Source organism: Rhizobium sp. CF122 (assembly GCF_000282035.1).
Taxonomy (GTDB): domain Bacteria; phylum Pseudomonadota; class Alphaproteobacteria; order Rhizobiales; family Rhizobiaceae; genus Rhizobium.
The window spans coordinates 70,184-93,628 of the sequence record NZ_AKKA01000073.1 but is presented as its reverse complement, the minus strand read 5'-3'; the positions used below and the strand labels follow the sequence as shown (position 1 = coordinate 93,628).

The 23,445-nt window shown below is 61.4% G+C and carries 21 protein-coding genes; 9 read left to right on the top strand and 12 right to left on the bottom strand.

Annotated elements, in window-relative coordinates:
- Positions 1-296: 296 nt before the first annotated feature.
- Positions 297-539: a DUF982 domain-containing protein gene (locus tag PMI09_RS16550; RefSeq protein ID WP_007796443.1), complete on the top strand. Its 243-nt coding sequence runs from the start codon at positions 297-299 to the stop codon at positions 537-539.
- Between the two features lie 227 nt (positions 540-766).
- On the opposite strand, the gene PMI09_RS16545 is transcribed toward PMI09_RS16550, so the two are convergent.
- The 3 genes from PMI09_RS16545 to PMI09_RS16535 form a co-directional block, all read right to left on the bottom strand.
- The gene (locus tag PMI09_RS16545) at positions 767-1,915 is read right to left on the bottom strand and encodes an acyltransferase family protein (RefSeq protein ID WP_007796440.1); all 1,149 of its coding nucleotides are present in this window, start codon (positions 1,913-1,915) and stop codon (positions 767-769) included.
- A gap of 152 nt (positions 1,916-2,067) precedes the next feature.
- Positions 2,068-2,325: a hypothetical protein gene (locus PMI09_RS16540; protein WP_007796438.1), complete on the bottom strand. Its 258-nt coding sequence runs from the start codon at positions 2,323-2,325 to the stop codon at positions 2,068-2,070.
- Between the two features lie 222 nt (positions 2,326-2,547).
- On the bottom strand, positions 2,548-2,811 hold the full coding sequence (locus PMI09_RS16535; RefSeq protein WP_007796435.1) for a BON domain-containing protein: 264 nt from the start codon (positions 2,809-2,811) through the stop codon (positions 2,548-2,550).
- Positions 2,812-2,979: 168 nt separating this feature from the next.
- Between PMI09_RS16535 and PMI09_RS16530 the strand changes: the two genes are divergently transcribed.
- Both PMI09_RS16530 and PMI09_RS16525 read left to right on the top strand, forming a co-directional pair.
- A complete protein-coding gene (locus PMI09_RS16530) occupies positions 2,980-3,258 on the top strand; it encodes a hypothetical protein (protein WP_007796432.1) in 279 nt (92 codons plus the stop codon).
- 81 nt (positions 3,259-3,339) lie between these two features.
- Positions 3,340-5,400 carry an ATP-dependent helicase gene (locus PMI09_RS16525; protein ID WP_007796430.1) on the top strand — a complete coding sequence of 687 codons (2,061 nt, stop codon included), beginning with the start codon at positions 3,340-3,342 and terminating at the stop codon, positions 5,398-5,400.
- Between the two features lie 8 nt (positions 5,401-5,408).
- Here PMI09_RS16525 and PMI09_RS16520 read toward each other — a convergent pair whose 3' ends face one another.
- The 3 genes from PMI09_RS16520 to PMI09_RS16510 form a co-directional block, all read right to left on the bottom strand.
- Positions 5,409-6,473, bottom strand: a complete 1,065-nt coding sequence (locus PMI09_RS16520) for an enoyl-CoA hydratase/isomerase family protein (RefSeq protein WP_007796427.1) — start codon at positions 6,471-6,473, stop codon at positions 5,409-5,411.
- A 146-nt stretch (positions 6,474-6,619) separates the two neighbouring features.
- Positions 6,620-7,654 carry a UDP-glucose 4-epimerase GalE gene (gene galE, locus PMI09_RS16515; RefSeq protein ID WP_007796414.1) on the bottom strand — a complete coding sequence of 345 codons (1,035 nt, stop codon included), beginning with the start codon at positions 7,652-7,654 and terminating at the stop codon, positions 6,620-6,622.
- 171 nt (positions 7,655-7,825) lie between these two features.
- A complete protein-coding gene (locus tag PMI09_RS16510; RefSeq protein ID WP_037083363.1) occupies positions 7,826-8,017 on the bottom strand; it encodes a hypothetical protein in 192 nt (63 codons plus the stop codon).
- 403 nt (positions 8,018-8,420) lie between these two features.
- On the opposite strand from PMI09_RS16510, the gene cax reads away from it, so the two are divergent.
- The 3 genes from cax to PMI09_RS16495 all read left to right on the top strand — a co-directional run bounded on the left by cax (position 8,421) and on the right by PMI09_RS16495 (position 10,363).
- Complete coding sequence (cax, locus tag PMI09_RS16505) at positions 8,421-9,563, top strand: calcium/proton exchanger (RefSeq protein WP_007796411.1); 1,143 nt, start codon at positions 8,421-8,423, stop codon at positions 9,561-9,563.
- A 111-nt stretch (positions 9,564-9,674) separates the two neighbouring features.
- Positions 9,675-10,028: a hypothetical protein gene (locus tag PMI09_RS31755; RefSeq protein ID WP_007796409.1), complete on the top strand. Its 354-nt coding sequence runs from the start codon at positions 9,675-9,677 to the stop codon at positions 10,026-10,028.
- 23 nt (positions 10,029-10,051) lie between these two features.
- Positions 10,052-10,363 (top strand): potassium channel family protein, encoded by a 312-nt coding sequence (locus PMI09_RS16495; RefSeq protein WP_037083318.1) that lies wholly within the window; start codon positions 10,052-10,054, stop codon positions 10,361-10,363.
- A gap of 63 nt (positions 10,364-10,426) precedes the next feature.
- Here PMI09_RS16495 and PMI09_RS16490 read toward each other — a convergent pair whose 3' ends face one another.
- Both PMI09_RS16490 and mscL read right to left on the bottom strand, forming a co-directional pair.
- Positions 10,427-11,593, bottom strand: coding sequence for a pyridoxal phosphate-dependent aminotransferase (locus PMI09_RS16490; RefSeq protein WP_007796402.1), 1,167 nt, complete (start codon positions 11,591-11,593; stop codon positions 10,427-10,429).
- Between the two features lie 122 nt (positions 11,594-11,715).
- On the bottom strand, positions 11,716-12,156 hold the full coding sequence (gene mscL, locus PMI09_RS16485) for a large conductance mechanosensitive channel protein MscL (RefSeq protein ID WP_007796399.1): 441 nt from the start codon (positions 12,154-12,156) through the stop codon (positions 11,716-11,718).
- Positions 12,157-12,369: 213 nt separating this feature from the next.
- Between mscL and PMI09_RS16480 the strand changes: the two genes are divergently transcribed.
- Complete coding sequence (locus PMI09_RS16480; RefSeq protein WP_007796396.1) at positions 12,370-15,873, top strand: PAS domain-containing hybrid sensor histidine kinase/response regulator; 3,504 nt, start codon at positions 12,370-12,372, stop codon at positions 15,871-15,873.
- Here PMI09_RS16480 and PMI09_RS16475 read toward each other — a convergent pair.
- A complete protein-coding gene (locus tag PMI09_RS16475; protein ID WP_007796393.1) occupies positions 15,833-16,432 on the bottom strand; it encodes a TetR/AcrR family transcriptional regulator in 600 nt (199 codons plus the stop codon). The genes PMI09_RS16480 and PMI09_RS16475 overlap by 41 nt on opposite strands.
- 133 nt (positions 16,433-16,565) lie before the next feature.
- Between PMI09_RS16475 and PMI09_RS16470 the strand changes: the two genes are divergently transcribed.
- Positions 16,566-17,765, top strand: a complete 1,200-nt coding sequence (locus PMI09_RS16470; protein ID WP_007796391.1) for an MFS transporter — start codon at positions 16,566-16,568, stop codon at positions 17,763-17,765.
- 1 nt (position 17,766) lies between these two features.
- Here PMI09_RS16470 and PMI09_RS16465 read toward each other — a convergent pair whose 3' ends face one another.
- Positions 17,767-18,171: a GFA family protein gene (locus PMI09_RS16465; protein ID WP_007796389.1), complete on the bottom strand. Its 405-nt coding sequence runs from the start codon at positions 18,169-18,171 to the stop codon at positions 17,767-17,769.
- A gap of 55 nt (positions 18,172-18,226) precedes the next feature.
- Between PMI09_RS16465 and PMI09_RS16460 the strand changes: the two genes are divergently transcribed.
- Positions 18,227-18,745: a MarR family winged helix-turn-helix transcriptional regulator gene (locus tag PMI09_RS16460; protein ID WP_007796387.1), complete on the top strand. Its 519-nt coding sequence runs from the start codon at positions 18,227-18,229 to the stop codon at positions 18,743-18,745.
- Positions 18,746-18,849: 104 nt separating this feature from the next.
- Here the strand turns inward: PMI09_RS16460 and PMI09_RS16455 are convergent, their stop codons facing one another.
- Entirely contained in the window at positions 18,850-19,065 is a 216-nt protein-coding gene (locus PMI09_RS16455; protein ID WP_007796382.1) for a hypothetical protein, read from the bottom strand.
- Positions 19,066-19,370: 305 nt separating this feature from the next.
- Positions 19,371-23,183, bottom strand: coding sequence for an SEL1-like repeat protein (locus tag PMI09_RS16450; protein ID WP_007796379.1), 3,813 nt, complete (start codon positions 23,181-23,183; stop codon positions 19,371-19,373).
- Between the last annotated feature and the right edge of the window lie 262 nt (positions 23,184-23,445).

Below are 23,445 nucleotides of genomic sequence, written 5' to 3'. Positions count from 1 at the left end.
CGCTGATAGGGCTAACTGACGTTGAGCCTCCATGGTTGCACAAAGCGCCGCATTCGGCCAGTTAAAAGTGCAGGCATCTGATCTGTCACCGCTCAAGGGGAGATAACGCCTTGCGGGCGAAAGATCGGAAGACACGGGAGGCCCATGAACACAGCGGTCGACCGGCACACGGCGCACGAGTTTTCCCATTTGCGGGGTCTGAAAATATCGCTAAAATGCCTTCAGTATGAGGCCTTCGGGAGGAACACGGAGGCTGATCTATACGTTTTTGGCCTAAGCAATGGAGGAGCACGCCGATGGCCGCAGAGAAATGGAATGATCCTATTCATGTGGGATTTGAAAATACGGGCGCGCGCACGATCCTTGGTCCTCTAGACGCGCTGAAATGCCTGGCAGACCTTTGGCCAAGTGCTCGCGGATTGCGTTACCTGAAGGCAAGAAGCACATGCAGAGCCGCTCTTGATGGCCGCAAGACGGTCGAGGAGGCTCGCGCGGAGTTCGTCGCGGCGGCAGAGGAAGCAAAACTGAAGGTCCATTGATCGGGCGTTCCTCCTCCGATCCCCGGCAGATTGTCGACAACCTGTCTCAGAATAGGGCGATAGTTTATTTTTGGTTAACCCTTGGCCGCACTTGCTGTTACCACCGCGAGGAAGCTGATTGCCATTCAGGCACGTCTCTCAATAGAACATCGGCAGCCATCATGATGATGGTCAGAGGCTCGTCACCCTCTGCGAAAGCAGACGAGCCTCGATTGCAATAAGCCGTCTCACGCCGGCTTCAGACGTCTTTTCCCGATCTTGTCCAACACTTTGCGCCCGAGCTTCTGGCCCGGCCCTTCGATGCGAGTGAAACCGAGGTAAGCCAGTGCATAGGCCAGCGGCAGGAGGGCGGCCACGACGATCGCAAAGCGCACCGGCGCCGAAATCTCAGCCCCGAAATGCCTAATCATGAATGCGGCAATCGGCTGCAGCAGCAGCAGATGGATCAGGTAGACACCGAACGAAAGCTCGCCCAGCCAATGGCAGAAGCGGTTTCCCATGACTGACGAAACGCGGTCGCCGAGCCTTCCAATAAGACCAGGCAACAGATGGTAGTGCACCAGCGCGAAGAAGCCGATCACGAGAAGCACGCGGATAGCGACCTTCGTCGAGGTCATGTCCCCGCCAATCGGAAGCATCACCAGAATGACAGCAAGCAAGCCATTCATGATGGTTTGCCGCTGCGACACGAACAAGCCGTTGGCGATCAACATACCGCACAGGAAGACGTGCATTTTCAGCGGTAGGAAAGACGGCATCGGAAAATCGACATGCGCGGCCTGGATAGCCTTGGCGATGAAAAAGGCAGCAAGCGCAATGACGGCGGCGCCCGGCAGCCATCTGGTTTTCCGCAAAAGCAGCATCACAATCGGAAAGGCCGCATAAAACTGCATCTCCAGGCCAAGGCTCCAATCCGGCAACGGCGTGCGGAACGCGTAGGCCGGATGCAGCCCAAATAGAAAGCTTGCATGGATAAGGAGATTGCGCAGGCTGCCATCCAGATAGCGCTCAGGCAACTGCGGACCATGCGCGAGGAAGGTGTCAATGACCATGCGGCTCTCATAGAGCTGCGGGCCCAACAGCAGCGCGATGCACAGCATCACATAATAGAGCGGCGCGATGCGGAAGAAGCGCTTCATCCAGAAGCCGAACCAGGTGGACGGTTTCTCCCAGGGATTGGCTGTCTCGCGCAGCTGATAGTGAAAGACCATCAGGAAGCCGGACAGCATAATGAAGAGGTCAACGCCCAAATCCGGCGACGAAAGGATCGGAAGGTGCCAGCCTGTCAGTTGCAGGCTGTGGCCCACGAGCACCCAAAGGGCGGCTAGACCACGCAGCCCGTCGAGGCATCCGATCCGCTTGCTCTCAATGATCATCGGGTATCCTTCTGGTTGAGGCTCAGCTTCGCGGAAGCTAACGCAATGTGCTGCAACGCACAACGCACAACCAGAAAAGTTGATCGGCCCTGCCTGGGCGAGCGCGATCTTGGCTACCCTATTTCATAGAATTCCAAACGAAACGGGGACGATCAACAGCGACCGTCACTCTGCACTTCGAGGTAGCCGACGCCGATAATGGTGCCGTCAAAAGACCGAATGAAGGATGGAACATAATGCGTTGTCGGCGCGGTGCAGGACACCGGCCCAGTATATTCGTTCATCGCCATCTCATCCTGCGGCAGAGCGGAATAGTCGCTCGTGATCTCGAGCGAAGCCGAAGCTGGCGTGATAAAGGTCCCTATTGCCAGCGCGAACGCCGGCACTCCCAGTCGAAGAAGTCTTTGCATGCGCTTCTCCCGTGTTTTGATTACAAGCATTAACTAATGAAAAGCGTTTTTAGTTCCAGTGCCGCCGCTACTACTTTCGCACAGTTAACTCGTCGTATTTTCGATTTAGCTAAATTGTATGATTTTACATGGCGGTAGGTGAACGCTTCCATGTGCACAGCTGCATGCTGTATGTGTGCGCCAAAACTGATGAGTTTTAAGTATTATATTTGGGTAGCCCGGCTAACGTCGCAACATCCGGCTGCGGACATAGCCCTTCCCCACGACGTCTTCAGCTATCTCAACGGCCCGCTCGACATGGCCTTTGTGCCGGACGAATCCCTCAAGAACGACGTAAGGTCCGAGGATCGACACGACGATTTCGCTGCTATCAATGTCATCGGCGGCGCTGAGGGCGCTTTCGACCGAGGCGCGGGTTGATGCGACGCTGTGGCCTTGCCCGCAGGCGTCACCGTGATCTTCCGTCGCCTGAAATCGAAGCACCATGATCGCCTCCGTGTGGCGAAACCAGTTACTGACTAACGCCACAGGGGAGTTTTAGTTGCACTGCATCAAGCTATACTTTGACGAATCTCGCAGAGGCCATCGCACGCTACTTGGCGTCTCGACTTAGAGGGCCATATATACCAACGGTTTAGGGTAGGGGTTGCAACGATGAAAGTTCTGCTTCCGACAATTCTATCGGTCGCGATGCTATCGGGCTGCACCACGGACAGTTCGACCGAGGTACAGCCGATCCCGGGCAGCATCACCTATGGCGGACAACCGCGCACGAAGCTGACGAAATCGCCGCCCGGCAGTGTCATCTACAATTCCTTCTACGACTCGACCGGCAGCAGGGTTAAGGAAACCTATATCCTCCAGCCGGATCGCACCCTGAAGCTGACCCGACGTGTTATCGTGCCCGATTTCCCCTCACGAAACGGTTCTTGACAGCGGCGCCCTTCGAGAACATTCAAGGAACGTCGAATATTTCCGCGGTGCGATTCTCCGCCGAAGCAACCGGACGGCTGAATGTATCTTGAAAAGCTCAATCCCCAGCAGCGCGCGGCCGTCGAATACGGCACGCTCACTGATGGCACCCATGTTGCCGGGCCGCTGCTCGTCATGGCCGGTGCCGGATCGGGAAAGACGAACACGCTGGCGCACCGCGTTGCCCACCTGATCGTCAAGGGCGCCGATCCGCGCCGGATCCTGCTGATGACGTTTTCCCGGCGTGCAGCCGCCGAGATGGCGCGCCGCGTCGAGCGCATCTGCGCCCAGGTGCTGGGCAGCAATTCCGGCATCATGGCGGATGCGCTTGCCTGGAGCGGGACGTTTCACGGGATTGGGGCTCGGCTCCTGCGTGAGTATGCCGAGCAGATCGGCATCGACCCCGCCTTCACCATCCACGATCGCGAAGACAGCGCCGATCTTATGAACCTCATCCGGCACGAGCTGGGTTTCTCGAAGATGGAGAGCCGATTTCCGACGAAGGGCACCTGCCTTGCGATCTATTCGCGCGTGGTCAATTCGGAAAGCGAGCTCAGCCTAGTGCTGCGCGACGCCTTTCCCTGGTGTTCGGCTTGGGAAAATCAGTTGCGGGAGCTCTTCGGCGCCTATGTCGAAGCCAAGCAGAACCAGAACATTCTCGATTATGACGATCTGCTCCTCTACTGGGCGCAGATGGTCAGCGAGCCGATCATCGCGGACGATATCGGCAGCCGTTTCGATCATGTACTGGTCGACGAGTACCAGGATACGAACCGCCTGCAGGCATCGATCCTGCTCGCATTGAAGCCCGGCGGGCAAGGCCTGACCGTCGTCGGCGACGATGCGCAGTCGATCTATTCCTTTCGCGCAGCCACCGTGCGCAACATCCTCGACTTCCCCTCGGCGTTCAGCCCGTCGGCCAATATCATCACGCTCGATCGTAACTACCGCTCGACCCAGACGATCCTCGCAGCGGCCAACGCAGTCATCGATCTTGCCTCGGAACGCTTCACCAAGAACCTCTGGACGGAGCGCCAGTCGGCCCAACGTCCAAGGCTCGTCACCGTGCGCGACGAAGCCGACCAAGCGCGATATGTTGCGGACAAGGTGCTGGAGAATCGCGAAGAAGGCGTGAAGCTCAAGCAGCAGTCGGTGCTTTTCCGCGCCTCCCATCATAGCGGCGCGCTCGAAGTGGAGCTTACCCGCCGCAACATTCCTTTCGTGAAATTCGGCGGGCTGAAGTTCCTCGACAGCGCGCATGTGAAGGACATGCTGGCCGCCCTGCGCTTCGCACAGAATCCGCGCGACCGCGTCGCCGGCTTCAGGCTGATGCAACTGCTTCCGGGCGTCGGCCCTTCGACCGCGCAGCGCGTCGTCGACCAGATGGCAGCGAATGCGAGCCCGATTCAGGTGCTTGCCGAACTGCCGGCTCCGCCCCGTTCCGGCGAGGATTGGACGGCCTTCGTTGCGATGCTGCAGGAGGTGAAGACAGGCAAGGCCGGTTGGCCGGCGGAGATCGGCCTCGTGCGCGAGTGGTATTCGCCGCATCTAGAACGCCTACACGAGGATGCCTCGACCCGCCAGGCCGACCTTCTGCAACTCGAGCAGATCGCCGGCGGTTATCCTTCCCGCGAGCGCTTCCTGACCGAACTGACGCTCGACCCGCCGGATGCGACCAGCGATCAGGCCGGCGTGCCACTGCTCGATGACGACTATCTAATCCTCTCCACGATCCATTCCGCCAAGGGGCAGGAATGGACGCGAGTGTTCATGCTGAACGTCGTCGATGGCTGCATCCCATCCGACCTCGCCGTTGGAACCCGCGCCGAGATCGAGGAGGAGCGGCGACTGCTCTACGTCGCCATGACCCGCGCCAAGGACAATCTCGATCTTGTCGTGCCGCAGCGCTTCTTCACGCACGGCCAGAACGCCCAGGGCGACCGGCATGTCTATGCGTCGCGCACCCGCTTCATCCCGGCGACACTGCTGCAGTTCTTCGAGGTGGTCGGCTGGCCGCAGGCCAGAACCGATGGCGGCGCGTCGCATCAGGCGCGACAGGTACGTGTCGATGTTGGTGCACGCATGCGCGGCATGTGGCGCTAAGGCTTGTATTAGAGAGCGAGCGGCGGCTCCGGAGGCCGGAAGAAGGCATCGATGGCGGCCTGATCGACCGCCTCTGGTGTCGCCGGCGTCCAGTGTGGATTACGATCCTTGTCGATAATGGCGGCGCGTATGCCCTCGTAGAAATCCGGGCTTTTCAATATCTGCTGGCAGGCGCCGAGTTCGCGGTTCAGGCATTCGGCAAGGGTCCTGCTTTGCCGGCCCTGGCGCAGGAGACGAAGCGCAAGCTTCAGGCTGGTCGGGGAGCGCGTCTGGATGATCCGCAGCGTTTCGGCTGCAAAGTCGCCGGGCTCCTTTTGCAGTGCATGGGTGATTTCCTCGACGGTGCCGAAATGAAAGCTGCGCTCGATAAGGTCTCTGTTGCTTTTGACGGCGCTCGTTCCCGGATCGCTAGAGAGGTTCTTCAACACCGCCTCGACATCGCGCGGCCCCACGTTTCGCGGCAGCTCTGCCAGCGTATCGACGATGTCAGGCAGCCGGAAGGAGGCGACGTGGTGGTCGGCCAGACCGGTATAGATGATATCAGCCGCGTCGATGGTCAGTCCCGTCAGCCCCATCCAGGTGCCGGCCTCACCCGGCGCGCGCGGCAGCAGCCACGTCGCCCCGACATCCGGAAAATAGCCGATCCCGGTTTCCGGCATGGCAAGCTTGGTTCGTTCGGTCACGACGCGGTGGCGGCCATGCGATGACAGACCGACGCCGCCGCCCATGGTGATGCCGTCCATCAGCGCCACATAGGGCTTCGGAAAGGTCGCGATGCGGTGGTTCAGGCGAAACTCTTCGCGCCAGAAGGTCATGGCCAGATCGGCGCCCGTGCTGCCGCTTTCGTGCAGCGCGCGGATGTCGCCACCGGCGCAGAAGCCACGCCCTCCTTCGCCCGATACGATCACGGTGGCGATATTGGCGTCCGCCGCGAAGTCGTCCATTGCAGCGGCAAAGGCGCGGACCATGTCGAGTGTAAGGCTGTTTAGCGCACGCGGCCGATTGAGGCGGATGATGCCGGCCGATGCGCGCCGTTCGACAATCACCTCACTGTGCTGAACCTCGTCCCGCATGCTGACCTCCTCGCTGCCACAGACATCGCTTCGCCGCAATCCGGAACCTCGCTTGGAGCGAACCGGCATTGCTGCGTGACGTCACCTTACCGCACTCGGCGGCATAGTCGATGGCCGCCGGCGGAGGTCAAGGATTGCTTTGGGTCTCAGAACGACGCGGCGGCGAGCGCCCGGTGGAGACTCTGGAGGTCGTCGGCGTTGCGGTTGAGCAGAAACTGTTCCCAGTCGAGCGCGCTTTGAACGATCGTCTCCAGCGAATCGTGCTTCGGCTTCCAGTCCAGAACGCGCTGGGCAAGGCCGGAGTCCGCGACGACGCTTGCGGCATCGCCCGGGCGTCTCGGCGCAATCTGTACCTTGAAGGAGTGCCCGTGCAGGCGCGTGACCATGTTGAGGACGTCGAGCACCGAATAGCCGGTGCCGTAGCCGCAATTGGCGACCAGCGAGCCGCTGCCACGGCGCAAATGCTGCAGCGCACTCAGGTGAGCCTCCGTGAGATCGCTGACATGGATGTAGTCGCGCACGCCGGTGCCGTCATGGGTCGGATAGTCGATGCCGTAGACATGAACGCCGCCGCGTTTGCCAAGCGCGGCCTCGCAAGCGACCTTGATCAGGTGTGTCGCTCCTGACGTGGATTGGCCGCTGCGTCGGAGCGGATCGGCGCCGGCGACATTGAAGTAGCGCAGCGCGACGTAATCGAAATCGTAGGCTGCCGCGGCGTCCCGCAGCATGAATTCCGTCATCAGCTTGGACTGACCGTAGGGATTTTCCGGGTTGAGAGGCGCGGTTTCCTTCACCGGTTCGGATGTCTTCTGCGGCCCGTAGACGGCGGCAGTGGAGGAGAAGACGAAATGGCGAATGCCGGCGGTGATCGCGGCGCTCAACAGCGCCCGCGTCTTGCCGGAGTTATTGTCATAATAGGCAAGTGGATCGGCAACGGATACGGGCACGATCGCCGAACCGGCAAAATGGATGATGGCTTCGATGTCGTTCTCGATGAAGATTGTCTTCAACACCTGGGTATCGGACACATCGCCGAGATAGAAGCGCGCGCGCGGAGAGACCGCCCAGCGAAAGCCGGTCGAAAGATTGTCCAGGACGACGACGTCCTCGCCTGCATCCAGCAATGTCCAGACCATGTGGCTGCCGATGTAGCCCGCGCCGCCCGTGACCAAAATTGCCATGTCCTGCATCCCCGTTTTCATACACGCGGGTGCATCTGACGCCGTTTTTCCTTTCAGAATCTCCTATCGAATGCGCCCTCGGGGGCATCCGCGCCGGTAAGTTTGATGGCGTGGTTAGAGGCCGATTTCTACATCCGCTAGAATTTTATCGATGTGCCATTTCGGGGAGCTTCAGCGCCGTCGAAGCAATTCCGCAAGGTCTTCCCACAGGATCACTATCCCAATGGCGAGCAATCCACCGGGAATCAGGAAATACAGGATTCTGACGGGATTGACGGTGAAGAACAGCAGGTACAGGAGGCCGTAGACCCCTGAGATTACGAGAACCGTTCCCAGAACGAGGGAAATTATCTTCCTGACCAAGACCCACCCCCGAGCTAAACCCCTAAGGGAATTGCTACACCAAACATGCCCAAGCTGTATAGCCGGCACGTCTATGATCCGACCGTGGTTCGGAGGCCCGAGCAAGGAGACGAACCCCAACACGCGAATGGCACCTTCTTCCCTAGGAAATCGCGTCGCCCCAAGATACTGGTCTCGTTCTTGGCCTCGGACGGGGCGGCGGACCCGCGCTGCGAGCCGGCGGATACGGGTTGAGAGACCTGCACCTCAACTGGCTCGACAAAACTGATCTGACAATCCCGAAGCCGGATGACGTCGTAAAGCTGAATTAGCGTGCACCAGCAAGTTCAGGACTGCCGCGACAACAATTATAAAAGGTGGTAGCCTTCGTCACAGGTCGTCGCTCCGATTCCGGAGAAAAGACATGGGCACTCTTGGGGAAAGACCTTCCATCGCGCCGTCTTCGGTGGGACGGGCCATCATCGACGAAATCCATCATGCACCGGTTCTCGGGCTGATCGTTTTCGTGCCTGTCGTCATTCTTCTGGAACGGATTTTTCCCGATCGCCACACCCTGTTGTTCCTTGCTTCGGTCGTCGCGATCGTACCTTTGGCCGCACTCCTGAGCCGCGCAACCGAAGCGGTTGCGGCCAGGACCGGAGACGCAGTCGGCGGCTTACTCAATGCTACTCTCGGGAACCTGACCGAACTGGTGATCTCGCTCGCGGCCTTGCAGGCCGGTCAATATCTGTTGGTCAAGGCGTCGCTCGCCGGAGCGATCGTCACCAATACCCTGTTCATGCTGGGAGGTGCCTTCCTACTCGGGGGGCTCAAGCATCATGTTCAGGAATTCAATAGGGTCAACGCCCGCTTTCAGGCCTGCCTCCTGTTCCTTGCGACGATTGCGATCCTGGTCCCATCGCTGATCAGCGAGGTGGACCAGCCTCCCGCACTCGACGTATCCCAAAAGCTGAGCCTTGGATTGGCAATCCTTCTCATTGCCGTCTATGCGCTGGGTATGTTGTTTTCGTTGCGGACACACCGCGAGCTTTTCGCAAGCGTGAGCCACGCGGGCGAAGACGAAAAACCCTGGCCGCTTGGCCTGAGCATCGTGCTATTGGTTATCGTGACGCTGCTAGTTGCGCTGGTCAGCGAGATATTCGTCGGTTCAGTTCAGGCCGCCGCCGAGCACCTCGGGATGACGCCGGCATTTGTAGGTTTCATTGTCGTAGCCTTGGTAGGTGCAGCCGCCGAGATGACCACCGCGTTTTCGGCTGCCCGTGCAAATCGCCTGGACCTCAGTGTCGGCATTGCGCTGGGCAGCGCGGCCCAAATTGCCTTGTTTGTCGCGCCGATATTGGTGCTCGTCAGCTATTTCATCGGTCCGGAACCCATGACTTTGCAGTTTTGGCGGGGCGCAGTAACGATGATGATCGTCGCCACCTTGGCCGCCACCCTCTTGTCCAATGGCGGCCGTGGAGCCTGGTATGCCGGCGTCATGGCTCTGGCGCTTTATGCAATTTTCGCGTTCACGTTGTTTGTCTTGCCTCCCACGAATCCGTCGTGATGCCACTGCCTTCCGAAAGCGGCAATCACCTCAGCAAGCGGGTTTACGAGCGCGTCGTCGTTCACTGCCCGTCTTCGCATGCCGTCCGATAGTCTCGCGAAAGGACCGAAAATGACCGTTTATGTGGCCGAAATCTCGGAGCGCGGTATCGTCGCCTTCGAAGCGGCGAACGATGTCGACGCGGTAACCCGGCTCACCGACAGGACACTCCTGCGAGATCTCCGCGTGCTGCAAAACCAGGGCCGCTCGCTTTGGGACGGCGTTTCGCAGATACGGCTATGGGAATCGTCGCCGCAGGAGCTTGAGATTTGGCAGGGGCGGTCCGTTGCCGCGACGGGGGTCCTGGTGACTGAAAACCTTCTCGGGCACGCTTTCCATAACGCAGCCCTGTGCAGCTGGACGTACTTGCTTGCAGGCACGGCAAGCATATCGCACGACTCGGAAGGCAAATGGCCATGGCGGTAAGCTCCAGGTCCCAAGCAAAACGAATGAGACGACTGTTCTTTGCCACGCTATTCCAGCAGGTTTCCATACTCTGGCCTATCTTCTCCGGAATCCTTGTCATCATGGTCGGATCCGGCATTGTCATCGGACAGATCGAGGGTTGGCGGATCGGCGAAACCTTTTACTTCACCTTCATCACGGGTCTCACGATCGGCTACGGCGACCTTGCACCCAAGCATACCGTAGCGCGGATGCTCGCCCTACTGATCGGACTTTCCGGCATCGTCCTGACCGGCTTGGTCGCCGCTGCCAGCGTGCAGGCGCTTAACGCGGCAGGCCGCGACAAAGCCTCGTAAAACGAGGCCGCCCGCGGCTCATGAGCTGCCGCGTAGGCGCGGGCAACCCAGCCGCAGATTCTATCAAAGCTTCAGGATGTAATCGCACAGTCTGTCGGCCGCCATCTGGATCTGCGCCGGATCGCGCAGGAAGCAGGCGCGCAGGAAGAGCTCGCCGCCCGGCCCGAAGGCCGTTCCCGGTGCCAATCCGACGCCGGTTTTGTCGACGATGTCGATGGCTGCCTTGCGGCTGTCTTTCACCCCGTCGACCTTCAGAAATGCATAGAGCGCGCCGTCCGGCTTCAGCGTCTCGACACGGTTCGTGGCAATCAGCGCGTCGCAAAGGATGTCGCGGGAGCGCTTGGCCTTGTCGATGTTGGACCGCACGAATGCGTCGCCATCGTTCAGGGCGGCAACCGCCCCTCGCTGCATGAACTGCGCCACGCCGGAGGTCGAATACTGGATGAGGTTTTCGAGAACCTGGCCGGTTTGCGGCGGGGCAACGATCCAGCCGACACGCCAGCCGGTCATCGACCAGTTCTTCGAGAAGGAGTTGACGAACATCACCTTGTCGTCCGGCTCCATGACATCGAGGAAGGACGGTGCGCGGCCGCCGGCAAAGTAATAGCGCGCATAAATCTCGTCGGCCATGATCCAGAGATCATGCTTGCGCGCCAGCGCCAGGATGGCCACGAGGTCGTCCCTGGTTGCGGTCCAGCCAGTCGGATTGGACGGCGTGTTGATAAACAGCCCCTTCGTCTTCGGCGTGATTGCAGCCGCGATACGGTCGAGATCGACCGCCCACCTGCCGCCCTCGAAAGTCAGTTGGACGCCGACCGAACGGGCGCCGGCAATTTCCAAGGCGGCCGCAATGTTCGGCCAGGCGGGCGTCAGGTAAACGAGTTCGTCCCCAGGCGACGTCATAGCCTGCACGGCAATCTGGATCGCCTGCATGCCGGAACCGGTGACGTAGAAATGCTCTACAGGCAGGGTGATGTCGAAATGCCTGGCGTAGTAGTCCGACAGCGCCTGGCGCAGCTCCGGAATGCCGCGCTGATAGGTGTAGAAGGTCTCACCGCCTGACAGCGCGTCAATCGCCGCCTTGTTGATGAAATCAGGCGTCGAGAGATCTCCCTCGCCGACCCAAAGCGGCAGAAGGCCATCGCGGCCACGGGCATAATTGACGACTTCGACGATTCCACTTTCGGGCGCCAGAACGGCACGCGGGCTAAGGCTGCTGACAATCGACATGCATCACTCCGGTTTTCGCCTACATAAAGCAAACGCGGCGGCAAATCCCATGACAATCGGTGATGCGGTATCGATTTTCGTGATGATTGGTCCCGCCGCAACGGCAGGACCAATTCTTAAACTCACGCGGGACGCTTGGCCAGCAGGTCGCGGATTTCCGTCAGCAGCGCCACATCGGCCGGCGGTGCGGCCGCCTCTTCGTTGGCCTCCTTGATCTTCAGCTGCTTGTCCACCTGCTTCTGCAGCGTATTCACGCCCTTGACCATCAGGAAGATGATCCATGCAAGGATGAGAAAGTTGATCAGCACCGTGATGAAGCTGCCATAGGCCAGAACCGCACCCTGCTGGCGCGCGGCGCCCAGGGTCTGTGCGTTCACATTGGAAGACAGGCCGATGAAGTAGTTCGAGAAGTCGAACCCACCAAACACGGCACCGACGATCGGCATGATGACATCGTCCACCAGCGACTTGACGATGCCGCCAAAGGCACCGCCGATGATAACGCCGACAGCAAGGTCCATGACATTGCCGCGGGCGATAAATGCTTTGAACTCATTGAGCATTCGATCCGTCTCCCTCTGATGCAGTCGCACTGACAGGTCATTGTTTTCATTAGCTACATCTTCGATGCAATTATTCAATTGCCAATTACAATTTATCACCGCCCTCAGCGGTCTTTGACTTAAGGCCTAGGGCCCACCCGATGTTCAAAGCTTTGAAATTACCCTAATCTTGGAACTTCAGGAGACCGGCGCCGATGCGCTGGTGGAGGTTCAATGCTGCCAGGCTGGGTCATAGTCGCATCTGCTTTCGGCTATCTGCTGTTGCTCTTTGCAGTGGCGAGCCATGGCGATCGCAGGCGCCGGATGTTCGGCACGCCACCAGGCGGGCGACCGGTCGTCTATGCATTCAGTCTTGCGATCTACTGCACGTCCTGGACCTATTTCGGCGGCGTCGGGTTGGCATCGCAGCGCGGACTAGAATTCCTTGGCATTTATATCGGGCCAATCCTCGTCTTCACGCTCGGCATGCCGCTGCTGCGACGGATCATCGAGCTTGCCAAGGCCGAGAAGCTGACATCGGTCGCCGACTTCATTTCCGCGCGCTATGGCAAGAACCCGACCGTCGCGACCATCGTGGCACTGATTTCGCTCGTCGGCGCCATTCCCTACATCGCGCTGCAGCTTAAATCGGTATCGAGTACGGTAACGGCGATGCTCAACCCGTCGGATTACGGCATCGGCAGCGGCAATCTCTATTTTCTTGACCTGCCGCTGCTCGTAACGCTCGTACTCGCCTGCTTCGCGATCATGTTCGGCACACGCCACACGGATGCGACGGAGCACCAGGACGGATTGATCCTCGCCATCGCCATGGAGTCCGTCGTCAAGCTTTTCGCCTTCCTCACAGCCGGCGTCTGCGTCATCTGGTTCCTGTTCGATGGGCCCTCCGATCTCTGGGAGAAGGCGGCCGAGAACCAGCTCGTGCTCGCAGCGCTACACTACCAGACGCCGATCAGCCGCTGGGTCACGCTGATTCTGCTGTCGGCCTTCGCCATCATCATGCTACCAAGGCAATTCCACGTCACGGTTGTCGAGAATAGAACGGCGCGTGAGCTTCGACTCGCCGGCTTGCTGTTCCCGCTTTATCTCGTCGCCATCAATCTCTTCGTGCTGCCAGTGGCGATCGGTGGCCTGCTGACGTTCGGCGGCAACGGCAACGCAGACCTCTACATGCTCTCGCTGCCGCTTGCCGGGCAGATGCCGGTCGTCTCGCTGATCACGTTCATCGGCGGCTTTTCAGCCGCGACGGCGATGGTGATCGTCGCGTCGGTCGCGCTGTCAATCATGGTGTCGAACGACATCATCATGCCGATCTTCCTGCACCGAAAGCTGACCGACCGTACAGGACAGCGCAACGATTTCGCCAAGACGCTGCTCAACGTCAGGCGCAGCGCGATCTTCGCGGTGCTGCTGCTCGGCTACGCCTATTACCGCTCGACCGACAGCACAACGGGACTAGCTTCGATCGGCCTCCTTTCCTTCGCCGCAATTGCGCAGATGGCGCCGGCCCTTTTCGGCGGCCTTGTCTGGCGGCGGGCCAACGCGCGTGGCGCCATCCTCGGGCTGACATCGGGCTTCGTGATCTGGGTCTACCTGCTGTTCCTGCCCTCGCTTGGCGGACCGGACTATTCGGGCGTTGCAAGCGCGGTGCTCGGCTTCATCTTTCCCGGCACGACGATCTTCACGGGTAACGCTGCTGATCCGCTGGTCAACGCCACGGTGATGAGCCTGCTCGTCAATACGGCCTTCTTCGTCATCGGTTCGGTGACCCGCAATGCGCGACCGCTCGAACGCATCCAGGCCGGAATCTTCGTCAAGCGGCAGTCCCGTACGCAGTTTGCGACGCGCGGCTGGAAGACCCGCATCAGCGTCGGCGATCTGAAGGCAACGGTCTCGCGCTATCTTGGCGAGGAGCGCATGAAGCGGTCGTTCCAGACCTACCAGCAAAATTCGGGCCGCGATCTTGAGGATGACCAGCCGGCCGACATGGCGCTCATTCACTTTACCGAACAGCTGCTCGGCAGCGCCATCGGCTCCTCGTCGGCCCGACTCGTGCTGTCGCTGATCCTTCAGAAGGTGGAAGACGCCTCCGCCGATACCGCCTGGCTGCTCGACCAGGCAAGCGAGGCGCTGCAATATAACCAAGACATGCTGCAGACCGCACTGTCGCAGATGGACCAGGGCATCGCGGTCTTCGACAGCTCGAACAACCTGACGATCTGGAACCGGCGTTTCCGGCAGTTGCTCGACCTGCCGGAGAATGCCGGACAAGTGGGTTTCCCGCTTGCCGACATCGTGGCAATCCTCAGCCAGCGCGGCGATGTTCCGGCCGGCGAGGTCAACCAGACCGTTCGCCACTTCCTGACGCTGGACAAGCCGTTCGCACTGGTGCTTGGCGGCGGCGAGCGCATCATCGAAGTCCGCTCCAATGCCATGCCGGATAAGGGCATCGTCGCAACCTTCACCGACATCAGCCAGCGGGTCGCCGCCGACCGGGCCCTGAAGCAGGCGAACGAAACCCTGGAACAGCGCGTCGCCGAACGCACGGCAGAGCTCACCCGCGTCAACCACGAACTCGGCGAGGCGCGGGCCGCGGCGGATGAAGCCAGCCTCGGGAAGACCCGCTTCTTCGCCGCCGCCGGCCACGACATCCTGCAGCCGCTCAATGCCGCCCGGCTCTATTCCTCGGCGCTGGTCGAGCGCATGGGCCAATCCGAAAGCAGTGCGATCGTTCGCAACATCGATTCCGCGCTGGAATCGGTCGAGACCATCCTTGGCGCCGTGCTTGACATTTCGCGCCTTGACACCGGAGCGATGCGGCCGCGCCTCGCCTCCGTGCCGCTTTCCGATCTGCTGGAGCGAATCCAGACCGACTTCGCGCCGATCGCCCGCGAGAAGAAGCTGAAGCTGGTGGTGATGCCCACCTCGCTGCGGGTTCGCTCCGACCCCAACCTGCTTCGCCGCCTGGTGCAGAACCTCGTCTCCAACGCGATCAAATACACGATCGACGGCAAGGTGCTGGTCGGCGCGCGCCGGCGCGGAAGTCAGGTCGTCATCCAGGTCATGGATTCTGGGATCGGCATTCCGCCGTCGAAGTTCCGGACCGTCTTCAAGGAATTCGCCCGGCTCGACGAAGGCGCCAAAACGGCCTCCGGCTTGGGGCTCGGCCTCTCGATTGTCGATCGTATCGCGCGCGTCCTCAACCATCCGGTGGAACTGCAGTCAACACACGGCAAGGGCACGGATTTCCGGATCGTCATGCCGCGTGATGCCTCGCGGCTTGCCGAGCGCGTCGGCGCTGCCCAACCGATGGAGCATTCGGCGCAGAGCCTCAAGGGACTGAAGGTCCTGTGCGTCGACAACGAGCCGCATATTCTGGAAGGCATGCAGCTCCTGATCAGCGGCTGGGGCTGCGAGGTTCGATGCCTGGACTCGCTACGGGCGGTCCGCGCGCTTGATACGCGCCAAGCACCGCCCGATGTGATTATCGCCGATTATCACCTTGGCGACGGCACCGGGATTTCGGCCATCGTCACGCTCCGGGAACGGTTCACGGCGTTCATTCCGGCCCTCATCGTGACGGCAGACCGCACACCCGAGGTTCGTGCCGAAGCCGAGCGGCACGGTATCGGCATCCAGCACAAGCCCGTGCGCCCGGCAGCGCTGAGGGCCTATATCACGCAGATTTCCGCTCAGAAGCGTACGGCGGCGGAGTGACGTCCATGTCCTTCGTCATCATGTCGGTCACGAGGCTGCGCACCCGTTCTGCGCTCGGCACGTCGCCGAACAGAATGCGGTAGATAATCGGCGCAACGACCTGATCCATCACGGCGTCGACCGGCGGAAAGCTTTCGCCGCGTGCAAGCGCCCGCTCGCTCAGCAGTTCCATCTGTTCTCGCGTGAAGGCGCAGCACTTGCAGGCGTTGGCATTGTCTTGCGCGGCCAACACGTCGCGGATCATCTCGCGTCCGACGTCGGAGGACATTTCTTCGGCATATTGTTCCGCCCAGGCCTCGAGGTCTCCCCTGCCGCTGCCGGTGTCGATCGGCTGCATATCGGGGCGCAGGCGTTCGACCGCCACGTCAGCCAGTAATTCCTGCAGGTCGCCCCAGCGACGGTAGATCGTCGATGGGGTGACGCCGGCCTTTGCGGCAATCAGCGGGATCGTGACGTCCGCGCGCTCCATGCCCGAAAGCAATTCGCGGACCGCCTGATGCACCGAAGCCTGCACCCTGGCACTGCGGCCACCCGGCCGGAGATTTTCCTTTGCTGCCATTTCTAACGTCCTGTCTTCCCGCCCGGCGCATGGTTCAAAATCTTTGACCGATCCATTAACGCAAATTATTTGCTTTTAGTGTCGGATCGACCTACATGGCTAACGCAACGAATTAGCTTTAAGAGGCTTATATATGTTCCGCGCCGCCAATTCCACAACGACCTCGCGCAATCCGATCCCTTTCCACGCGATCACGCTCGCGACCTTCTTCGGCGCTTCGGCAGCGCCTACACCACTCTACCGGATCTATCAGGAAAACCTCGCGCTCTCTCCGGTGCTGATCACGGTAATCTTCGCGGTCTATGCCTTCGCGCTTCTTGCCGCATTGCTCATCGCCGGCTCGATCTCCGACCACCTTGGCCGCAAGCCGGTGATCTTCACGGCCCTCGTCATGGAGATCATCGCCATGGCGCTGTTCGTCGTTGCAAGCGGCCCAGGCTGGTTGATTGCTGCGCGGATTGTGCAGGGCCTGGCGACGGGCATCGCCGGCGCGTCGATCGGCGCAGCGCTCGTCGACGTCGACCGCGCGAAGGGACAGCTCGTCAACTCCATCGCACCGCTCTCGGGCATGGCCGTTGGCGCCATCGGCACCAGCGCCTTGATCCAATACGGACCTTTCCCGCTTCACCTCGTCTACGCCATCCTGCTCGCTGCCTTCGTCGGACAGGCCAGCGCCATCTGGGCGACCCGCGAGACCGGCGGCCGGCGGCCGGGATTCTGGAACTCCCTGAAGCCGACGATTTCGATCCCACCGCAGGTCAAGCGCCCGCTCACCCTGGTCACGCCGATCAACATCGCAAATTGGACGCTCGGCGGCTTCTATCTCTCGCTGGTCCCCTCGCTGGTCGCCAGCACAACCGGCAGCCGAGCGCCGCTGACGGGCGGAGCGATCGTAACGGCGCTGATGGTCTCGGGCGCGGTTGCGGTCTATCTCAGGCGCGGCAAGTCCGGTGCGGCCAACCTCGGTTTCGGCACGACCGCGACCACGCTTGGCATTCTGACCGTCGTCGCCGGCGTCCACCTCGGCAACGTACCGCTGCTGCTCGTCGGCACGCTCCTGGCGGGCGCCGGGTTCGGCACAAACTTCCTTGGTTCGATCGGCACGATCATGCCGCTCGCCAAGGCCGACGAACGCGCCGGTCTGCTGTCCGCTTTCTACATCCAGAGCTATCTGGCTTTCAGCCTCCCGGCCATCCTCGCCGGCTTTCTGGCCAAATCGCTTGGCTACCAGCTGACTACTGACCTTTATGCAACGGCGATCATTCTGGTGACGGGAGCCGGACTGCTCGGCCTCCGCGCCGAACGCAGCAGGGCTGCAAGGCTGCCGGCTTGAACTAGAGGTAGCTCGTCACCGCTGGCTCGTTCCACCAGTTGTCGTGGCGCCCATCCATGTAGCGGATGGGCAGCGCAGCAAGCTCCTCCGGAGATATGTTGTCGAGGCAGGCGATATTGATCGAAACATAGTCCCCGCCAATCTCGGGGATATGCCCGTGCCCGTAGGCATGCAGGCCACATGTCGGGCAGAAGCGGTGGTGGCCGCTCATCGTTGCGAACTGATAGTCGGCGGCCGCCGTCTCCTCGCATAGCAGACGGAAATCCTCGGGCTTCACGACCGCGCCCCAATAGCGCCGCTTGCCGCAGACCGAGCAATTGCAGCGGCCGGTGCCGGCCTGGAGATCGGCATCGACCTCGTAGCGGATTTTGCCGCAGTGACAGCTGCCCGTGTAGGTCTTTTTCATGGAATTTCCTCCTCCGGCCCTTTGCAATGGCGTCCGATCATGACAATATGTTGTCATGCTTGACGAGATACACAAACGACAACATGTTGTCAAACAAAATCGCCCAAAGCGGACTGCCGAAGGCGATGCCTTCTCGCTATTTGCTATCACCGCATTGCGGCTCGCAGGCCGGCTGACCGCCGCCGGCGACGACTTGGCGAGGCCGACCGGGCAGACGAGTGCTCGCTGGCAGGTGCTTGCAGGCGCGCGAAGTGGCGCGCATTCCGTGGCGCAGATCGCCCGGCTGCTCGGGATTGCCCGGCAGGGCGTGCAACGGCTGGCGGATACGCTCGAAGGTGACGGGCTGATCAGCTACGTCGACAACCCGCAGCATCAGCGCGCCAAACTGGTTAAATTGACCGATGAAGGCGAAACCCGCCTCGCCGCGATCGACATAGCGCAGGCGGAGTGGGCCGATAGGCTCGGGCAGTCGTTCACATCAGCCGAACTCGATGCGGCCCGAGCCGTCATGACCAGACTGATCGAAACTCTCGACGCGGAAACCGGGAAGGCACAGGCCGGCTATGGCGCCTAGTCGGCCTGAAGCAATTAACCTATGGATATCTGCCGGAAAGGACGCGAGCAGTCGCCGGGTTCCCCCCCTAAGCCGGCGGCTATCGTATATAGAGCAACGCAAGATTAGGCGCCGTGGCCAGCCTGCGGCCCGTCGGAATTCACATTGGCTGCATGCGCTTCAAGGATGGCGGCGGCTATGACTTTCTGAAGCTCATAGACCAGTGTGCGTGACCGCTTTCGATCCAGATCCTGCGCCGCCTTCGCAAGATTCAATCCCTCGTTGAGGACTATATGGTGAGCTCGCGTCAGCGCCCAACTCTCAATATCAAGACCTATCATTCGGAATCTCCGCCAAATCATTCAGCATCAACGACATTCACCGAATCACGATACGCAGAGCACTTACGCAGCAAGAAGAATCATAGTTGCAATATTTTGCAAATAACATTTTCGGAAGAATACGCGCCGAATGCGAAATTTCTTCTTGAGCTGCGATAGATACAACCGCACCGCCTCTGAGCCTGCACGAACTGAATCCAGGCTCTGCTCACAAATACTCGGCGAAGCTTGCACGGACCTGCACACCATGGCGCGCATTTTGATCGATCTCCCGTAAGCGCACGGGAGATCGGAGGGCGCGGTAATCAGACCTTGGTGGCGGGCGCCTTGTTGCGCTCCAGCAGCGCCTTCACCGTAACGTCGTTGATCTTGCCGCTCGGCTCCTGGCCGATCGATTTCTGGAAGTTCTTGATCGCCGCGACCGTCTTCGCGCCCATCTCGCCGTCCGGCTGGCCGGCGTCGAAACCGTTGTTGTTGAGGATCGCCTGGATGTTGCGGATCGCTTTCTTCATGTCGACGGTCGAGGTCTTGGTGGCATTGCCGACCCACTCATCCGGGACGTCCACGCCATTCGCCTTGCTATCGAGCGGTGCAGCCTTCCAAAGGTCGGCCTTGGCGCGCGCCTTTTCGAGCTGATCCGGCTTCATTGCGTTGGCGACCTCGTCACGTTTCTGTGACGCGTCCTTGTCGCCGCCCTTGGCGGCAATCGCGAACCACCTGTAGGACTCGGTCAGATCCTGCGCGACGCCATTGCCGCGGGCGCAAAGGATCGCCAGATTGAACTGGCTGTCGGTGATGCCGAGATTGGCTGCCTTGACGAACCAGTCCGCAGCCGTCTTGTAGTCCTGCTGGCCCAGCGCGCCGGAGGCATAGAGCACGGCGAGATTGTGCATCGCGCTGGCGTTGCCCTGGTTTGCCGCCTGCTCGTAATACTGCTTCGCCTTGGCGACATCGCGATCGACACCCGTGCCCTTCTCGTAAATGTTGCCGAGACGGTATTCTGCCGGCGCGAAGCCCTTGTCCGCAGCGAGCCGATACCAATTTGCCGCCTCCTTCGGATCGACGGCGATGCCGGCGCGGCCTTCGCTATAGCGAGCGCCGATCTCAAAGAGCGCCAGCGCATCGCCGTTCTTGGCGGCATCGGCGAGCGACTTCGGCTGCACGACATCGGGAACGGCAATACCCGCTGTTTCCACGGCCGGGGCGGCGGGCGCAGCCGCCATCCCTGCGGCGACCGGGGCCGCGTCCTTGGCAACGAATCCGGACGCGTCCTGCAGAGCGCCGGATGGCGCAAGCGGGGTGGCCGCGTCGCCGCTCAGCGGTGCGGTTGCGGTCAGATGGTCGGGTGCTGCCGGCGCGCGTACCGGATCGGCGCTTGCAAGCGGCGCGACCGGGGCTTCTGCGGCCGGGACTTCCGGAGCGGTCGCTTCGGCCTGGTCCGGTGCCGTTTCGCTGTCGGGCGGCAGGGCGTTGCTGGACGAATCCGTCAGCAGGGCAACTTTGGCGGACGGCGCCGGTTGGCCGCTCGTCAGCGTGCGGGCCAGCGGGAACGCCATGATCGCCAGCAGCACGGCGCCGACGGCAAGCAGGATCGGGCGCCGGAAGCGCGAGAAGGCACTACCCTTCACGGCATCCTTGTCCTTTGCCTTCTTCTCGGCCTTGACGGGCTTGGCGGCCGGTTCGGTTTCCAGCGCTGCAGCCTGCGCGGCGCGGCGGGCAGCCGCAATATAGTCGGCGCGCTCGTTTTCAGTCGCCGGCTTGACGTTCGTCCGCGCAGCGTTCTGGCTGGCACGTACACGCTCCAGGATCTTCTTGATGTCAGGCGCACCCGAGCCCGGCTCCAGTGGCTCGTTGGCGGCTTCCGGCGGCATCACGTCGACGGGATCGATGGAAGGAGCGGGATCAATAAGGGTGCGTTCAGCGGCAGGGGTCTCTGCCTTTGCCTTCTTGCTCGGCAGCAGACGCTTTCCGAGGCTGGAAAGCAGGCTGCCCTTCGAGGGGCCTGTGGAAGATGCCGGCTTGGTCGCGGCCTCAATCGCGATCGCACTGGTGTCGGTTGCAGCCATGACCGGCACGGCGGGCGCTTCTTCGGCGACTTCGGGCTGACGGCTTGCCGGGGCGCGGGTTCCGAACACCGCCGGTTTCTGCGCTTCTTCGGCGCCAGCCTGCATTATTGCGTAGGTATCGACTGCGAAATCGACATCGGCGGCAGGCATTCTCAGCGCCGGCCTTGCGATAGCGCGGTCTTCCATCATGTCCAATCGCTCGGCGATCTGGACCAGGGTTTCGTGCAGGGCCTGGAAGGTCTTGTGCGTGCGCTCGTCGCTGCTGCGGCTGAGATCCTCGAGTTGGCGCAGATCTTCGGCAAGCGCATTGAGCGCCGACATATCGGCCGCAGCCGGCGCGCCGCCTTGCAGGGCGCCGCTTCTCGCATAGGCCTCGACCACCGCTTCGGCCGCCTGGCGGGCAGCCTCGATGATATATTCGTCGCTAGTCGCCATATAGTCTTCGATCGCGCCCATGCGGCGGTCGAAATCCGCCGGCAGCTCGGCCGCGGGCCGCGGCTCGCTCATCAGCGCCGACAGGTTTGCGATCTGGTCCTCAAGATTCTTCAGCGCATATGGATCGGCCGCCGGTGCAGCGGTGCTTTCCTCCAGGCGCGCGACGATGTCGCTGAGCCTGCTTTCGATGCGGCGGAACGCGCTGTCGTCCACCGGAGCGGCGACAGGCTGGAGCGGCTGGAAATCCATTTCGTCAATACGGCGCGCAAGATAGTCCAGGCGCTGCGCAAGCGCGTCGTTGACCGAGCCAACCTCGAGCGCATCGATCTTGCGCGAGATGTCGGCAAGCGCACCCGTCAGCTCCGGCTGCGGTGCAGCCTTGTGGCTCTGCTCGAGCAGGTAGGACAGGTGCTCCAGGCGCTCGTCGAGGCGCGAGGTTGCCTCGGCATTGGCGAGTTCCTCGACGCGCAGCGTCAGGATTTCAAGCCGATCGGCCAGGCCATCAGCCGGCGCCGCGCGGCTCGCGACGCTATGACCCATCATATCGATCTGTTCGCCCAGGGCGTTCAGGCGGCCTTCGAGGCGATGCATCATGGCCGGATCGCCGCTGCCGGCGGCGCGACCGGTTGCCGCGATGGCGCGGCTGATTTCATCGAGCCGGCCATCGACCGCTGCAAACTGCTCGGCCATCGCCCGATCGTGCGGCTGGATCATGCTGCCGAACTGCTCCATCGCCGTCGCGATGGAGATAAGCTTGTCTTCCAGCGCCCGAACGGCGGGGCTTTCGCCCATGCCGCCGATATGGCGCTTGATATCATCGAGCCGGTAGGCAAGCGCCACCAGCTCTTCCTGCAGACCGGCCGTGTCGAGTGCATGCAACTGGTGCTCGAAACCGTCCCAGCGGGTTTCCATGTGGCGGATTGAATCTTCGCGTGCGAGCCCGTCCATGAGCGAGCGCAGCTCTTCGAACTCGCCGCGCAACCCTTGCGCCTCGGGCGCAGTGGAGCGACCGGCAAGCTGATCGATGCTACTCGCAAGGCGGCTCATGTCGGCGCGGATGTCATCGGCGAAGCGGCGGTCTTCCGCCCCGACCTTGATGCTGCGGATCTCTTCGCGCAGCGCGTTCATTTCGCGCGTCACGCCATCGGAGATGTCGCGCTTCAGGTCCTGGCGAAGATTGACGAGCGCCTGCGCGATCTCGGTCATGGTGTCTTCGGCAGCGCGGTGGGCCGGTTGCGGCGCGGCCGGCTGCGGCGCGGCGGAACGCGGCGCGCGTTCGGCAACCGGGAGCGGCGCACGGGGAGAGGCCGACGGCTCCCGCGTGTACGGTGCGGGCTCGCGCACCGTCGGGCGTTCGCGGCTTGCCTCCAGAATGCGCTGGCGCTGGCGAATTTCAGCGAAGGGATCCGGCCGCGCTTCGGCGGCATAAGGCGCGCGGGCGGCATAAAGATCGGCGTAGCTCTCGCGCTCCGGCGCCGCTGGACGCTGGCGCTGGTCGCGAGCACCAGTGCCGATCAGCCCCTCGATCCTCGCCTCCAGACCTTCGATGGTGCGGTTCAGCGCATCGAGCGACGCCCTGTCGGAATGCCGTGGGGAATTTGATCGCGATCCGTTCATCTTCTTGCTCGCTTCGTCTGTCCGAACCCTCGTCAGGGCCGATCATTGGCTTTTCCGTCAGCGCCGCACCGGAATGCGGACGAGAGCACCATTCATGAAGGGATAATCCATTAGACTTTCCGCAACCTGTACGGCGTAGCGGCATTCCATGGAACGCGAGACTGGAAAAAGGAATGCAGGTCGCCAATGCTCAGACCGCACCTTTCACGAAACGTGGTAAACAACCCGTTAACCAGCGTGAGATTTTTTTAACTTTTCAGGA